13 protein-coding genes are annotated in these 14,803 nt (G+C 48.3%); 3 read left to right on the forward strand and 10 right to left on the reverse strand.

From position 1 onward, the window contains the following. Nucleotides 1-37: 37 nt before the first annotated feature. The 3 genes from OIR97_RS08165 to OIR97_RS08175 form a co-directional block, all read right to left on the reverse strand. Entirely contained in the window at nt 38-2,737 is a 2,700-nt protein-coding gene (locus tag OIR97_RS08165; protein ID WP_169545134.1) for a PAS domain S-box protein, read from the reverse strand. A 167-nt stretch (nt 2,738-2,904) separates the two neighbouring features. After that, the gene (locus OIR97_RS08170) at nt 2,905-3,441 is read right to left on the reverse strand and encodes a cytochrome b (protein ID WP_169545136.1); all 537 of its coding nucleotides are present in this window, start codon (nt 3,439-3,441) and stop codon (nt 2,905-2,907) included. A 16-nt stretch (nt 3,442-3,457) separates the two neighbouring features. Further along, nucleotides 3,458-4,045, reverse strand: coding sequence for a YceI family protein (locus tag OIR97_RS08175; RefSeq protein WP_169545137.1), 588 nt, complete (start codon nt 4,043-4,045; stop codon nt 3,458-3,460). A gap of 286 nt (nt 4,046-4,331) precedes the next feature. Here OIR97_RS08175 and OIR97_RS08180 point away from each other — a divergent pair, with 286 nt between their 5' ends. Then, nucleotides 4,332-6,212, forward strand: a complete 1,881-nt coding sequence (locus OIR97_RS08180) for an acyl-CoA synthetase (protein WP_169545139.1) — start codon at nt 4,332-4,334, stop codon at nt 6,210-6,212. Between the two features lie 35 nt (nt 6,213-6,247). After that, nucleotides 6,248-6,622: a hypothetical protein gene (locus OIR97_RS08185; RefSeq protein WP_169545141.1), complete on the forward strand. Its 375-nt coding sequence runs from the start codon at nt 6,248-6,250 to the stop codon at nt 6,620-6,622. Here the strand turns inward: OIR97_RS08185 and OIR97_RS08190 are convergent, their stop codons facing one another. Next, complete coding sequence (locus tag OIR97_RS08190; RefSeq protein ID WP_169545143.1) at nt 6,623-7,615, reverse strand: glutathione S-transferase C-terminal domain-containing protein; 993 nt, start codon at nt 7,613-7,615, stop codon at nt 6,623-6,625. 99 nt (nt 7,616-7,714) lie between these two features. Between OIR97_RS08190 and OIR97_RS08195 the strand changes: the two genes are divergently transcribed. Continuing rightward, a complete protein-coding gene (locus OIR97_RS08195; RefSeq protein ID WP_169545145.1) occupies nt 7,715-8,605 on the forward strand; it encodes a LysR substrate-binding domain-containing protein in 891 nt (296 codons plus the stop codon). Here OIR97_RS08195 and iadA read toward each other — a convergent pair. From iadA to OIR97_RS08225, 6 genes are all read right to left on the reverse strand, one after another. Continuing rightward, nucleotides 8,602-9,774, reverse strand: a complete 1,173-nt coding sequence (iadA, locus tag OIR97_RS08200) for a beta-aspartyl-peptidase (RefSeq protein WP_169545147.1) — start codon at nt 9,772-9,774, stop codon at nt 8,602-8,604. The genes OIR97_RS08195 and iadA overlap by 4 nt on opposite strands. Nucleotides 9,775-9,838: 64 nt before the next feature. After that, nucleotides 9,839-11,362, reverse strand: a complete 1,524-nt coding sequence (locus OIR97_RS08205) for a DUF1835 domain-containing protein (RefSeq protein WP_169545149.1) — start codon at nt 11,360-11,362, stop codon at nt 9,839-9,841. Nucleotides 11,363-11,534: 172 nt separating this feature from the next. Next, a complete protein-coding gene (locus OIR97_RS08210) occupies nt 11,535-11,984 on the reverse strand; it encodes a hypothetical protein (protein ID WP_169545151.1) in 450 nt (149 codons plus the stop codon). Between the two features lie 107 nt (nt 11,985-12,091). Continuing rightward, the gene (locus OIR97_RS08215; protein WP_169545153.1) at nt 12,092-13,132 is read right to left on the reverse strand and encodes a glycosyltransferase; all 1,041 of its coding nucleotides are present in this window, start codon (nt 13,130-13,132) and stop codon (nt 12,092-12,094) included. 78 nt (nt 13,133-13,210) lie between these two features. Continuing rightward, nucleotides 13,211-14,002, reverse strand: coding sequence for an ABC transporter permease (locus OIR97_RS08220; RefSeq protein WP_169545155.1), 792 nt, complete (start codon nt 14,000-14,002; stop codon nt 13,211-13,213). Continuing rightward, nucleotides 13,995-14,762, reverse strand: a complete 768-nt coding sequence (locus OIR97_RS08225) for an ABC transporter ATP-binding protein (protein WP_169545157.1) — start codon at nt 14,760-14,762, stop codon at nt 13,995-13,997. The genes OIR97_RS08220 and OIR97_RS08225 overlap by 8 nt, the downstream gene beginning before the upstream one ends. Nucleotides 14,763-14,803: the final 41 nt, after the last annotated feature.

Genomic DNA, 14,803 nt, shown 5'->3' on the forward strand with positions numbered 1-14,803 from the left:
CGTTGATGCGTGCCTTTGGAAGCAAGTGGGCCCAGCGTTAGGCAAATGTTTTGTCGCGCGATTTTTCGTTTGCATCACCGTCTTTTTGAGGGCGATCGGTTTGCGGAAGAAAGATCGTCACAGTCGTTCCATTTCCAACTTCGGATTCCACTGTAATGTGGCCGTCGGATTGTTTTACAAAACCATATACCATGGATAAACCCAGACCTGTACCTTTGCCGACATCCTTGGTCGTATAAAAAGGCTCAAACACATGCTGGATATTTTTCTTTGTAATACCAGAGCCTGTATCAGTAATCGTTAAGTAAACATAATCGCCGGGCTTGATATGCTCTCCGTTTGCCGCGGTCGCTTCTTCGAGAAATTTATTGCCGGTTTCAATGGTGAGCTTCCCACCGGCAGGCATTGCATCTCGGGCATTTAGGACCAGGTTCAGGACTGCGTTTTCCAGCTCACCCGGATCAGCAATGCAATAACCCAGATCAGGCGAGGTAGAGGTATGGATGGAAATGGCTTCGCCAATGGTTCTGGCAAACATTTCAACCATGCTATCAACCTGTTGGCTCAGGCAGGTGATGGACGGCCTGAGTTCCTGTTTGCGAGAAAAGGCCAACATGCTTTTTGTCAATTTCGCACCGCGTTCTGAGGCGCGCAGGATCGCCGTTAGCTGCGCTACCAATTGTTCAGTAAGACTTTCGCTGCTTTCCAGCAGTAATTCAGCGTTCCCCTGAATAACCGCGAGCAAATTGTTAAAGTCATGGGCCACACCACCGGTGAGCTGACCAACGGCTTCCATTTTCTGGGATTGCCTTAGTCTGCTTTCCAACGCAAGTGTTTCCGTTATATCCTGAGACACTCCAAAGACGGAGACCACATTTCCTTTTTCATCATATTCCGGTCTCATTGATCCTGCCATCACTCGAATGCTGCCATCTTCAAGGTGAATCCTTGTTTGGAATTCATGAACCTGTTCCGTTTTGGCCGTTTTTAAAATAGCGGATCTCATCGCATCCCGATCTTCTTCAAGGACGAGACTGATGGCCCGCTCGATGGTCAAAATATCTTTATCAGGATCCAGACCGTGAATTCTGAACAGTTCATCTGACCAGAAAACAGAAAAGTCGGACATTTTGACCCGCCAATGTCCGAAATGACCGGTTTCCTGAGCCAGGGCCATTTCTTTTTCTTTTTGAATAAGGCTGGTTTCGTATTGCCGGCGTTTGGACACGTCCTTGATAATGTTCATCGTTCCCAGCTTGCCATTCCAGATCACAGCCTTTGAATGCATCTCTGTTTGGAAGACTTCACCATTTGTCCGTTTATGGCGTGTTTCAATAAACGGCTGTTTTTCCCCTTTAAGGGCGCTGTTTCGTAAATTGATTACTTTTTCCCGCTCTTCATCATCCAATATGATCAGACTGTCTGAACCGATCATTTCTGACTTGGAAGACGCGCCAAAAATCTGAACAGCACTATCATTGACGTATTGGGTGATACCATTGACCTGAACGATCAAGGCATCAGGGACGAGTTCAAGCAGGTCGCGGTTTTGTTTTTCGCTTTGCTTCAGCGCCTGTCGGGTTTTATCGGTTTCCGTGATGTCCAGCAGTGATGAGATAATGGCATTCCTACCCTGATAATTCACATACGCGCTGGAACAGTTTACGGTTAGGATGTCACCGTTCAATGTTTTGAGGTTAATTTTCCGGGTAACCTTGGTCATCCCATTATTCAATAACTCAAACAAGCTCTCCCGATCTTCTTTTTGGACATAAAAGTCGAAGACATCCATCCCGATTAACGAGGTTTGTTGGGCCTTAAACATCTCGTGTGCATGGGAATTTGCGTAAATGCACTGATTGTCAGCAGAAATGAGAAGGGGAATAGGGGCGTTTTCTATGAGCGAGCGAAACAACAATTCATTCTGAACTGCTTTTTCGCGTTCTTCCACCAGCTCAGTGATATCAGAACGAACGGCAACCGTTTTGTTTGTGTCTGTGAGATAGTGAGTCAGGCGGATGGTCCGGCCATCAATAAACTTCTGCTCTTCCTGATGGCGATGCATTTTAAGCTGTTGCTGCCGCTTTTTAATCCATTTTTCGCCTTCGGTCCTGGCGGCATCCAGATGTCCCGCCTTTTTTTGAAGATTGAGTAATGCCGTATAGGTGGCACCCAATTCGATATGTTTCCCGACAGACGGAAACAGGTCTTTCTGTTTCGAATTATAGGCGACTATTTGTTCATTAGAATCGTAAACGATGAACCCGTCGTCAATGGCATCAAGGGCTTCCTGAAGAATAATGGGGTCTGGGGTAACACTGTTTTCCGCCAGGTGTTTTTGAATGAGAGCGGGGGCCGCCATCTCAAAAATTGTTTTTATGCCTTCGGTTAGAGTGCTTAGATCATTGCCGTCAGGTAATCTGATGGAAAAAGATGTTACATAAATAGGGCTCAGTTTAGCAGTATAACTGATTTTGTTTGCCGCTTCCTCGTTTGCATGCCAACCGAGGGGGGGGCAGGTTTTATCAATCCGTCCTGCAACTGTGTTTTCACCGTCTGTCACAGGATATTGGGCTTGGATCTGTTCTGTTTCAGTCGAATATAAATGAAAGGACAGGTGCGGGAGAGCGAGCCCGATACGCAGGCAATCCAAGCCGTCTTCAACAGATGAAGAGCTGTTCAACTGCCAATCTGAAAACGCTTTTGCTACTTGTGAAACTGAAGGGCACCAAACCATTCAAACATCTACTCCGTATTATCGCCCCAAGGGGACGTTAACAAGTTTGATTAGGTGAATAAACAATATTTTTCTCTATTCGGTTAACAAAATAGAGAAAACTGAATTTAATTTCATAAAACATGCTGATCGAAAAGACTGCATCTTTCCGATCAGCACCAGGAGGATCACAGCATCCGTTTTAAGGTGTTATGTCCGTCTAATAATTGGTGTTTCAGCGCCGCTCCGGCGTGAAAAAGTGCGATGATCCCGATGCCATATGTTACGAAATAATGCACTGAAATAGCCAAATCCCGAGAAGAATTTGCAACCTTAAATATCGCCGGGATATCAAATAACCCAAAGAAGGTAAATGACGCGCCTGCTGACGTGGAGATGATATATCCGCTCGCTGGGGCCAAAAACATGGCCACAAGTAATAGGCCATGCACCACTTTTGCCGCCATGATTTCATACCATAAAAGTTCTCTTTGCAGCGGTGGCTTGGGAGCAAATATTTTCCAGATTAGGAAAAAGCTGGCCAAAGCGAGTGCGAGGCTGCCGATTGACCGATGCAGTTCAAGTCCTTGATGGTACCATTTATCATAGTAACTAAGTCCGACCATCCACCACCCGAGCCCAATAAGGCCGAGTATTGAGGCGGCTATAAGCCAGTGAAGAATTTTACTCACTGGCGTATAGCCTTTTGATGATGCTTCCATCATTAAGCTGATCTGACAGCTACTGACGAATTGCTTCGATATAGAGGTCCAGCTTTACAACTTCAGCCGCAGGGCCAAGATTATAACCCATATCAAAATCCTTTCGGACAAGATCGTAGCTGCCTTCAAAGCCAGCCCGGTATCCGCCCCATGGGTCATCGCCTTCACCGATTTTCTTGATATCGAAAGAAATGGACTTTGTTACGCCATGCAGTGTCAGGTCACCGGTCAGGGTGCCGCCGTTTGCGTCCCCATCAAATCCTGTGCTGACAAATTTGGCTGTCGGAAATCTCTCGGTATCCAGAAAATCTGCGCTGCGCAAATGCTTGTCGCGTTCTGCATAATTGGTATCAACACTTGCCGTATCAATTTCAATCACGATTTTTTGGTCGTTCGCCGATTTAGCAGGATCATAGTTCAACACGCCGCTGATTGTGTTGAAACGTCCAGCCAGCCAGCTGAAACCCAGATGCTGTGTTTTAAACTCGACAAATGAGTGGGTGGGGTCAATGGCATATTCAGCAGAATAAGCCGGACTGGCAACCGCAGCCAAAGCAAGCAAACCAACACACGCACTGGAAATTCTACTAACAGTTTTTGAAATCATACGTTTTCCTTTTTTCTTGAGGTTTTAAGTCTTTAGACCCCTTCAGTTAAGGGGCAGGCGGGGGTTATGCCAGTAAAGAAACCATGTCTCGGAAAGCAAGTTGTATTGCTGTGACCCGGGTCACAGCGCAGCAGGCTGATCAAGTCTGACGTAGGGTCATGCAGCTTTACACGTATTCCCAAACGTGAAAATCAGGAAATAACTGGGGCGCTATTCATTATTTTCTTTCAGCCTCTGGGCGAATTGGCTAGGCTTTTTCCAATAAAAAAATGAGAGGAAACGCTACATGCCCACTCCAATAACCGCCCCGTTCGAAGGGCTGAAAGATGTTGTTGCCTTTGAACGGCAGGCCGAAGATGTTTGGTTGTCCAAGAACAGTATTTACGAGGCTTTTTGTCAAACGGCGGAGCGTTTCGGATCCAAAACAGCGCTAACAGCTTTGCCGCCCGGTGATCCATTAGCGCAAGGGGTATCGATTTCTTTTGATCAATTGCTGAAGGGCGCGAACCAGGCGGCAAATATGTTTATAGAGGCGGGACTGGAAACCGGAGAGACCGTTTGTCATCTATTGCCACTTTCTTTTCAGGCCTTCTATACGCTGATTGGTGCCGAAGCTGCAGGTATTGTGAACGCCATAAACCCTCTGCTGGAGCCTGAACATATTCTGGGGATCGCCGAGGCGGCAAATGCAACAATTCTGGTGGTTCCGGGATCGACCCTAAATGAGGAGGTCTGGCAAAAAGCGTCTTATGTGATCGGTAATCTGCCAAGTTTGAAAGCGGTTTTCGTTTTGGGCAGCGGCCCCGAATGTGACGGTTTGAAAATTTTTGATTTTGATGAGGCGCTGTCCCGTCAGCCCGCGGATCATGTCCATCGTCAAGAAGCCAGGCAGCTGGATGATATTGTTGGTTATTATCATACAGGAGGGACAACAGGGGTTCCAAAGCTAGCCCCTCATACCAACCGTATGCAACTCATTCAAATGGCGTCGACCGGGTTTTTGATGGGGGTCTCCGAGCGGGATGTTATGGTCGCGGGTCTGCCACTTTTTCATATCAGCGGATCGATTGTCAGTGGACTGGTTCCCTTAATGGCGGGGGTTTCGCTGGTTATACCAAGCCCAATGGGCTTTCGTGATCCGCTGGTCATCGGGAATTATTGGCGGATCGTCGACAAGTATCGCGTATCCATTCTGGGAGCTGTGCCAACCATGCTATCGGCGCTTTTGAATATTCCTGTTGGTGACGCTGATATCAGTTCTTTGCGAGCGGGGATGACAGGCGGTGCTGCCGCCCCTGTCGAGGTTTTGAAGGCGATTACAGAACAGACAGGCGTTCCCATGCTTGAAGGGTATGGCATGACGGAGGTGACATCCTTTACCACCTTGCAACCGCGGGATGGCGAGGTGCGTTTTGGCTCCGTGGGTATTCGGGGGCCTTATGTTAATGTCAAGGCGGTTATCCTGGATGACAACGGAGAGATAAGTCGAGAAGCCGACGTGAATGAAATTGGTGTCATCGTTATGCGCGGAACATGCGTCATGCCGGGATATGTGCAACAGGTGCACAATCGATCTGCTTTTCTGGGAGATGGTTGGATAAATTCCGGTGATCTAGGCCGCATAGATGAGGATGGTTATATTTGGTTAACAGGACGCGCCAAGGATCTGATTATTCGCAGCGGCCATAATATTGACCCTTCATTGATTGAAGAAGCGTTACACGAACATCCGGCTGTGGAGCTGGCGGCGGCGGTGGGCAAACCGGATTCTTATGCCGGTGAAATGCCCATTGCCTATGTTCAATTTAAACCGGGTGCCACAGTTACAGAGGATGAATTAAAAGATTTCGCCCGAGAACGGATCGCGGAACGGGCCGCCAATCCAGCGGAAATTCATGTTTTGGGCGAAATGCCACTGACAGGCGTGGGGAAAATATTTAAACCGGCTTTGCGCGCAGACGCGACCAGAAGGGTCTTTATGCAAGAACTTTCGAGCGTGGCTGGACTTTGCGAGGGCTATAACGTGCATGTTGACAATCATCCATCGCTTGGCATGGTGGCTCAGGTGGAACTTAACGACCCGGAGAACAGCGTTCTTGAAAGCCGGATTAAAAATCAGCTGGGTCGGTTTACCATCCAGCATCAAGTTGTCTGGAAGGTGGGGTAAGCGCAACGAATTTCGGTTTATTTTACTGAGGGGCCATGATGTCTGAGGAAAAAAATGAGGATGAACAGGACAATGGTGGCGTTCAAAAAGGACGCCTTGCCATTGCTGTTCTTGGTCTTTTCTTTGCCGGGGTGGGCAGTGTTTTATACGGCTTGCTGGCAAATTTGGTTTTTGGTGCCGAGATATGGAAAGCTCATGTCTTGAAAAATTTTGAAATGATCTCGGGATTGCCTATGGCAGCGGCATTGGCCTTCGGCATTGTTGTGATCTTTCAAAATAATACCAAAGGCCCGGTTTCCGTGAAAGTTGTTGGTCTTGAATTAAAAGGGCCCGCAGGCCCCATCCTGCTATGGGCAATTTGTTTTCTGGTTATTGTCACCGGGATTGCGATCACGTCCAACAATATCTGATTAGGTGGGCAAGGGGATCGTTCGGCCATCCCGGGCGGAAACCGAGGGTAAATCACTGGTGGATTTCCTGCTGTTAGCCGTCCAGTTTACGAGCGGTAAATCTGCAATGATTTTATGGGGGTTATGATCGCCATCGTTCACGTAATACCCTTCCAGGATCGCGTTAAAATTCACTGTGTCTGACACGCCGGGCAGATTGAAAATTCTGCGGGCATAGGGAAATAGAAACGGATAGTCCGCCAGCCGCCGACGGGTGCAGCGAAAGTGGGTTGCGTAGACTGCATCAAATCGTACGAGAGTGGCAAACAACTGTAGATCGCTCTCTGTAAGTAGGTTGCCACACAGAAACGGATTGGTGCCAAGCAGGTCTTCTAAATAATCCAACGTGCTGAATACGTGATCAACGGCTTCGCGGTAGGCGGCCTGGCTACGTGCAAGACCCGCCCGGTAAACCGCGTTAGAAAGTCCATTATAGATCCGGGCGTTCAGGCTATTGATGCGGGCAGACAGTGCGGGAGGATAAAGAGTAAAGTTTTTTTCAGACGCGACCTTATCGAGCCCGCGCATAAGCACCTTTGACTCGTTACAAATAATTTTTTGATCAACAAGATCATAAAGAAGAGGTACTGTAGCCCTGCCGGAATAGGTGGGATCCGTTTTGGAATAAAGTTCGTGGATGTGATTTATATTGCCCTCTATTTTTTCTTTTCCATCCTGATCCGGTAATGCATATCCTTCAAGCCTTGGACCCGCGGCGACCAGTAGGGGTAACCGCCTTTGCAGGCCTTTCAAGGCGCGTACCAGGCTGACCCGGTGAGACCAGGGGCAGCTTTGCGATATAATCAAAATATAACGGCCTTCGTGACGGGCCAGACTATTGATGGTCGCGTTTGAAAGCGGAAGACTGAATTGGCTATCTGTTCGAATAAAGTGACCATTTTTAAAATTTTTTTCGGCCTGGCCTTGCCATTTCCCATTATCAATATAACCCATTGTAATCTCCATTTTTGACTGTATGAAGGAAACAGGATATCAAAACTATAGGACTATTAGTGGTTTCAAAGATGTGTTTTTTGGTTTAATTATTAGACCATGAAATCGATACCTCTTAATAACCTGCATGCTTATTCCGTTGTTTTTGAAGCGGGCGGTGTGCGAGCGGCCGCGCGCGTTCTGGGTGTCACACATTCCTCTGTCAGCCGACATATTCGCGAATTGGAAGCGTGGATGGGGGTGCCTCTTCTGGAAAAGGCCGAAGGTCGCCGGAAGCTGATCTTTACACCTGAGGGGGAGAAGCTGGCGAAAGAGGCGAGTGCCCATTTTTCCGGATTGCAGGCTTCTGTTCAGTCGATCAGGGAGCGCGCCGACCAACGCACAGTGGTCATTGAAACCACGCCGAGTTTTGCGATACGGTGGCTTTTGCCGCGGCTTGGCGAATTTGAAGAAAAACAGCCTGATATTGAAGTGTCCGTGTTGATTGATCAGCGCCAGAAAACACCCTCTGAAGCTGGTGCTGATTTTTCAGTTCGAATGGGCCGTGGACCATGGCGCGAGGTCGATTGTATGGCTTTAATGGACGAGGAATTTGTTCCGGTTGTGTCACCAGATCTTTGGAGAAAATGGGGGACTCCAACCTCGTTGGATGAAATTCAGAATATAAGGTTATTACATGATCGGGACCCCAATATATCATGGCCTCTATGGTCAGAGCAGCATGGTGTCTCCTTGCGCGACCCAAACAAAGGGCCGCGATACACGTCATCTGATCTTGTTTTAAGGGCCGCTGAACAGGGGCTGGGACTTGCTTTGGCCCCTAAAAGAATGGCGGCAGAGAGTATAAAGGCAGGGCATTTGATCGCCCCGCTTTCCTCTGCTTCTGTTGAAATAGGAGACTACTACTGGATTGTTCAACCCAGGATCAGGCTGGGCAGATGGGCCGTTGAACGGGTCATTCAATGGATGCAGGGCCGTGCGGTTGACTAATGCTTTTCAAATGTTCCCCACGCTTTCACTTCGCCGTCATCCATCAGGGTCTCGCCTTGTGCGATAACCGTCGAAAGCATCAGCTCCTGATCGAGGAATAGAAGATCAGCGTCTTTTCCGACGTCCAAAGATCCTTTCTTCTTGCTAAGGCCAAGGGACTGCGCGGGTGAAGAGGTTAAAGGCACAAGCGCGTCTTCCAAAGAAAGTTTCTCCCGTTGGACCATGTCTCTGAATTCTTGCATCAAAGGGTCAAATCCGGCGACACCAATCCCGCTCAATACACCATTCTCATCAAAGACGGGTACCGATCCGTTCGCATCTGAGCTAATACAAATCCGGCTCATATCATATTCGTCCCGGTAACACTCAGCGATCGCTTCGCTTACTTTTTTGCTGCCGCGGGCTCCGCGTTCCGGGTTGATACCAGCAGTTAAATCAATGAACCCGCCTTTTTTTGTCCATTCCAAAGCCTGTTCATACAAGGCGGTGTGGCGATTAACATGGGTTGGGATGAATTGCCGAATAGGAATATCGGTTTCCTCAAGGACAGCGTTCAATAAGTCGAAATTCTTTTTGCCCCCACCCATGTGAACAACGATACACCCCGCTTTATCTGCAGTCAGACCAGCTGTTCTTGCTTCACTGGATACGCGTGCCAGTTCGTGGACGGAAGGATGGGAAGAACGGTGGTCATTAATGGCAATTTTCAAGCCGATCACCGGGTCCATGAACACAATATCCTCGCGAATGCCAACAGTGGCAACCGGGCTTGGAACCGGATATCCACCTGTCAGCATAAACGCGGTAATACCTTCAACATTCAATGCTTTGGTTTTGGCAAACAGGCTTCCAACATGTCGGGTTAGGCAATCTGTACCAAGCAGGCCGACAACGGTGGTTACGCCTCCCTTTACAAGATCACTCAGGTTGGCTTCTGGGGTGCGAGAGGCAAATCCTCCTTCGCCGCCACCGCCAATCAAATGTACATGACCGTCGACAAGACCCGGTGTGACAATCCTGTTTTTCGCATCAATCACTTTCAGGTTCGGAAGACCGTTAAGTGTAAGATCAGCCTCGATCGCGGCAATTTTCGAGTTGGCGATCAGAATATCACGTGTCCCAAGCGGCTTGGGCGTATACAGGTTGGCGTTTTTTATAAGTGTTAGCACGGCCGGTCGTTTCCTTTTTTTAGTGTTTGGTAGTTTTGGACCGGCCGTTCTTTTTTTGCAACCCCTAGACCAGAACTGGCCCGATTTCTCTGTCTTGATATCGCCAGTTTTGTTCATGTTGACTGCTGATATGAACACCGCCAACCCATTTGTCTGTGGGGTTTGCGTTCAACCAGTTTGCCTCGCCAGACAGAAGTTGTTTGCCAAAATCTGTCAAGGACAGAATGTCCAAGCCCGGACCGCTGGCGTTGCTGATTTTGCCAACATGCTTCAGAGCCGGTTCTTTCGCGGTACATAATGCGTCAAGAACCGCAAAAAACATGATATCACCGTGATAAGGTTGAGGGTCCCGATCCGCAATCAGGATCAGAAAAACACGGCGGGCAAGAATTGCTTCTTCTTCAGCGATAATTTCCAAAGCCAAATTTTCTGTTAGCCCCAGCCCGTTTTTTGACGAAGGCAGTTCAGCTAAAAATCTTTGACACGCATTTTGCAACAGGGGAAGAGGGGCGTTCTCCTCTTTAATCAGCGCCCAAAGGGCGTCTGGCGCGGGGTTAGTAACGGCCTCCCAAACAGTGGCCCCGAATGAAATCATCGGCGGTGTTACGGGCATTCGTTGTGAAAAAAGAAGGGCGAAACCTTCCGGCTGGCCAATTTGACCGATGCCGACAAACCGTTTGATCCCGGGAAATCGATCGACCTGTACCAGACTAAGTCGAAACGGAAGGTTCGGACACTTTTGTGCCATATGATGAAGGATATAAGCCAGACACAGCTGGTCATAGGCATCATGCTCGAACCACAGGACAACCTCGTCATACTGATCGCCAAGATTTCTAAGGGTTTGCTCCTCGTCGATCAAGGAGCGCGTCGTGTTGTCAAGGCGTTTCTCATCCAGATAAGGCCCGAGAAACGTTTTGATAAAGCGGCTTCTTTGGGAAAGGGATGCGGGTGCCAGTCGATCTGGGAGAACCGGTCCAATCGTGAAGGGGTTTATGACTTCAAGAAACGGGCCGACCAAATTTGCTTCTGTAAGGGCTGGTTTAATGTCATTCCCGCATCGAATATGCAGGGTTCTGGATGTATCCAGTGGCGCCCCGCTTTCTATTTTTCGGGCTGCGGCCTTCATTTGGGAAAGATGTGATTTTAATCTTGGCCAGCTGGGAAATCCATTTTCCAAAGCAAGAACATGGTGCGCATCGGCAAGGGTCAATTGATCCAGGGGGCGTTGTTTTTGAATGACTTTTGGATGGGTGTTCTCAAATCGTAAAGTCGCTACAGGATCCTTTGATTTTACAGATTTGAGAAGTTTCTTGGCTTGCTTCTTCAACCATTCCAGGGATAATTTCTGGTCCCGCATACTTTGCAACATGATAACTTGCCGGGCATCTAAAAGCTGTGGAGTAAAATCAGGTTTGTCACTGGCAGGATGAAAGAGACGGAAGTCTTCAAGAGCTGTTTCAGCACCATCGTAATAGTCTTGAAGAAGCTGTTCTGCTTTTAATTTAAACTCGGTGCGCAGATCGAGGCTGGAGAGTTTTTCAGACGCCGATAGGCTGACGATTGACGCATCGTTAAGTGATTGCATACGAATTTCCCTTTATGCCGTATCCGCCGAACGTACAGAAACCGTATGATTGGTTTTTATTTCCAGAATATTCTTGTCAGGCAAAGCCTTTTCCGCGGATAGGGTGCATACAAGAAATGCCGGAACACCATAATTGCCGGGCTGTTCGTCTGTCAAACAGGATTTGAAGGTATTAATTCGTAATGTTGACCAGACGAGCTTTGAACGGCATTTCTCCGGTGGTTAAAATAAGGGAAAGGTCGACAAGATTACTCTTTCCTGTGGGTAGTTTCATATTTTCCAGCTCGATATAGATATGCGCCTCTTTCATGTTAAGTGCTTCTTCACTGAGCAATGAAAGCGAGTCCAGTTCTACAAATTTTTGAGGAGCCATGCGGGCCATGATTTTCGAGCCGTCATGAAGGCTGCCGGTTACCCCCATGATAATCAGTTGATCAACCGCCGTATTTTTCAGATTAAACCGAAGGATTGCTTTGCCATCTGGATCGCCTTTTACGGGTGAAATCACAGCATTGCTGATCGCAGCATCCTGATAAATAATCCCATAATCCATGGCCTTTGCGTTGAGAGCGAAGACGAAACTGAAGAACAAACCAAAGGCGACGAGGGTGATTTTCCCCATAACATGCATTCCCGACAAAATTGTGTATATTCCCCTCCATATAGGCGTTTGTTTAAAAACCACCAGTGATGAAGGATACAGAAAATACTGTTTCGGGGCTTGATGGATCAGACAGTGAATAATTCCGTTGGCCAGTCGTATTCTTCGCTTAATGGTTCGCGGAAGGTTACTTCAACCAGATATTTGGCCACACGCTGCGCGTCGAATATCTCATGGCTCCTCTGCCAACCCTTTTGGGCAATTTCCCGGGCTTCGTCGTCGTGAAGGTTGAAATATTCAATTTTTTTGATCAAATCGTCGAAATCTTCATAGAACGCCATTTCTTCATCTTTGAAAATTTTGTCGAACTGTGTTCTGCGATGGATCAGGGTCATCAACCCGTTGCCCATATAATGGGCCATTCTGTCTGAACTGTAATAAGGATCATCCAGCCCTTCGCCCTGACTGAGGTTCAGGCCCATTCGGGCATTGGCGATGAGGTTCTGATAGGTGATCCCGTTCACGGGCGGAACCCCATTGATCCCGAGGATCTTTGTCGACCCTTCCGGAAAATGATTGAGGAGACGACTGGCTACCTGATGGCGTTCCGTTCCTTCACGGGCATTCCCCATGCCGTAGAATAAACGGTATTCAGGATCCGGATTATTAAAGCTTTGGCCACTATCTACCGTTTTGTCCATGACGTTTGGGAAAAAACTGACTACGTTGTTTTTGCGGGCAAACTGGCGAAGTTTTTCGCCTGCTGTCGTAATGAAGACGGCATCAACAACATCAACGCGGGACATGATCCGGTCCACGTTATCCTGATGCCAGATTGCATCCACATTACGGACGATGATTTTAACATGGGGCAGGGCTTTTTTGATCTTTTTCAAGGTTTTGGTAAAGATCTGTTGCGAATGACCAATGATGATCAAGTCGGGCCAAAAATTCTGGGCCGTTTCAAAAAGCCGCTTATTTGCCGGCAATATTCCGAATTTCCGAGACTCGAACCAGCTTGAAGACCGGGCAATGTCGCGATCACTAAATTGATATACCTGATGGCCGTTCCGAATAAAGCCGTTCGCCAGTTTCCGATTGGAATCGTAAAACAGGCCACCATTTGCTTTTTCATTAAAATTGCCGACATAGAGTACGCGCATAGTCATTCAAGCCGTTCTTCTGAATTTACAGTCTTTATCTGGCATTTTCACTAGTTTAGAAGCACTGAGAGCGCAAGCGAATTTTCAAATACGCCAGCGAAGCAAAAACCGCTCCGCGCGCCCGATCAGCCAGCTAACAGACAGACCAAGAACGGAAAGAATGGTCACGCCTGCAACAAGCTGGTCCAGCGCCATCAGATTTCCTGCCAGAAGAATATAGGCACCAATCCCATATTCAGCACCGATCATTTCAGCAGCAACCAGCAGGATAATGCCGATCGATGCGGAAATACGGAAGCCCGATAAAATGGCGGGCATTGCACCAGGCAAGATGATTTTCCAAACAATCGACCACCAGCTCAGGTTAAAGGATTGGCCCATTCTGATCAGTCCGCGGTCCACATTGTCAACCCCGCCATAAACGGCAATAACTGTCGGAAAAAAAGTCCCGAACAGAATGGTTGCAATCTTGGATTCCTCCCCGATACCAAACCAGATGATAAAAAGCGGCAATAGAGCAATTTTCGGGATCGGGAAAATGGCTGCGACAAGCGGTACGATACCGCCGCGCGCAAGACTAAATAATCCGGCAGCTAATCCGAAGGCCAGACCGAGTAACGAGCCTGAAATCCATCCGACAATCAAACGCTGCAACGACGCGGACATGTGCTGCGCCAGCAAGCCTGAGTGAAAAAGCTCCATAAAGGCGTTAAAAGCTTCGGAGGGGGCGGGCAGAACGAGGGGGCTGATCCAGCCGGAACGACTGCCCATCTCCCAAAAGCCGATGAGAAAAACAAACACCACAGGGGCAACGGCGCGCATTGGTTTCGGCGAAAAGCCGCCCCCACGGTAAGGAACCGGTTTACCTTCAGACATGCGCAAGCTCCTCGTCCGCTGCCTTGGCTTCATCCCTCATCAGGGACCAAAGATAGTCTTGTTTTTCTTTTAATTTGATCGGGTTATCCAGGCGTTCTTCCAATGGAACATCAATTTCGACAATTTCGCGGATACAGCCGGGGCGCCTTGAAAGGACAATCACCTTATGCCCCAGCCGAACGGCTTCGTTCAGGTTATGGGTGACGTAACAGGCTGTATATTTTTCTTTCAGCCATAACTCGACAAGATCATCCATCAACAGCTCGCGGGTTTGACTATCAAGTGCTGATAAAGGTTCATCCATAAGCAGGCAGGCAGGCTTAACGGCCAGTGCGCGGGCGATGGCGACCCGTTGCTTCATGCCACCGGAAAGTTGCTTGGGAAGCGCCTCGGAAAAATCTGAAAGTTTTGTTCGCGCAAGGACGTCCGTGATAATTTCATTGGCCTTATGTCCTTTGATGCCGTGATCTTCCAGCACCAATGAGATGTTTCCCCTGACACTGCGCCACGGAAGAAGCGCAAAATCCTGAAAAATATAAGTGAGGGGGTTAAGGCTTTCAGCAGGAGGGTCACCAATTTGAATGACCGTGCCGGACTTAGGACGTTCGAGGCCTCCGATAAAGCGAAGAAGCGTTGACTTGCCGCATCCACTTGGACCGATCAGGCAGACGATTTCTCCTGACGGAATTCGAAAATCAATGTCTTTTAGAACTTCTGTTTCATCATAGGTGTGGGAAATCTGTTTCAGATGCAAATCCATCGGAGGCCTCGGAAAATAAGGGGCGGATCAATATGACCCGC

The sequence above is a fragment of the Sneathiella aquimaris genome, from assembly GCF_026409565.1.
Lineage (GTDB): Bacteria > Pseudomonadota > Alphaproteobacteria > Sneathiellales > Sneathiellaceae > Sneathiella > Sneathiella aquimaris.

Bases quoted from the DNA above. Each gene is read 5' to 3' on its own strand.
- OIR97_RS08185 (WP_169545141.1), top strand. From the start codon at position 6,248: ATGATGTCTGAGGAAAAAAATGAGGATGAACAGGACAATGGTGGCGTT.
- OIR97_RS08175 (WP_169545137.1), bottom strand. From the start codon at position 4,045: ATGATTTCAAAAACTGTTAGTAGAATTTCCAGTGCGTGTGTTGGTTTG.
- OIR97_RS08180 (WP_169545139.1), top strand. From the start codon at position 4,332: ATGCCCACTCCAATAACCGCCCCGTTCGAAGGGCTGAAAGATGTTGTT.
- OIR97_RS08165 (WP_169545134.1), bottom strand. From the start codon at position 2,737: ATGGTTTGGTGCCCTTCAGTTTCACAAGTAGCAAAAGCGTTTTCAGAT.
- OIR97_RS08210 (WP_169545151.1), bottom strand. From the start codon at position 11,984: ATGGGGAAAATCACCCTCGTCGCCTTTGGTTTGTTCTTCAGTTTCGTC.
- OIR97_RS08205 (WP_169545149.1), bottom strand. From the start codon at position 11,362: ATGCAATCACTTAACGATGCGTCAATCGTCAGCCTATCGGCGTCTGAA.
- OIR97_RS08220 (WP_169545155.1), bottom strand. From the start codon at position 14,002: ATGTCTGAAGGTAAACCGGTTCCTTACCGTGGGGGCGGCTTTTCGCCG.
- OIR97_RS08225 (WP_169545157.1), bottom strand. From the start codon at position 14,762: ATGGATTTGCATCTGAAACAGATTTCCCACACCTATGATGAAACAGAA.
- OIR97_RS08170 (WP_169545136.1), bottom strand. From the start codon at position 3,441: ATGATGGAAGCATCATCAAAAGGCTATACGCCAGTGAGTAAAATTCTT.
- OIR97_RS08215 (WP_169545153.1), bottom strand. From the start codon at position 13,132: ATGACTATGCGCGTACTCTATGTCGGCAATTTTAATGAAAAAGCAAAT.
- OIR97_RS08190 (WP_169545143.1), bottom strand. From the start codon at position 7,615: ATGGGTTATATTGATAATGGGAAATGGCAAGGCCAGGCCGAAAAAAAT.
- OIR97_RS08195 (WP_169545145.1), top strand. From the start codon at position 7,715: ATGAAATCGATACCTCTTAATAACCTGCATGCTTATTCCGTTGTTTTT.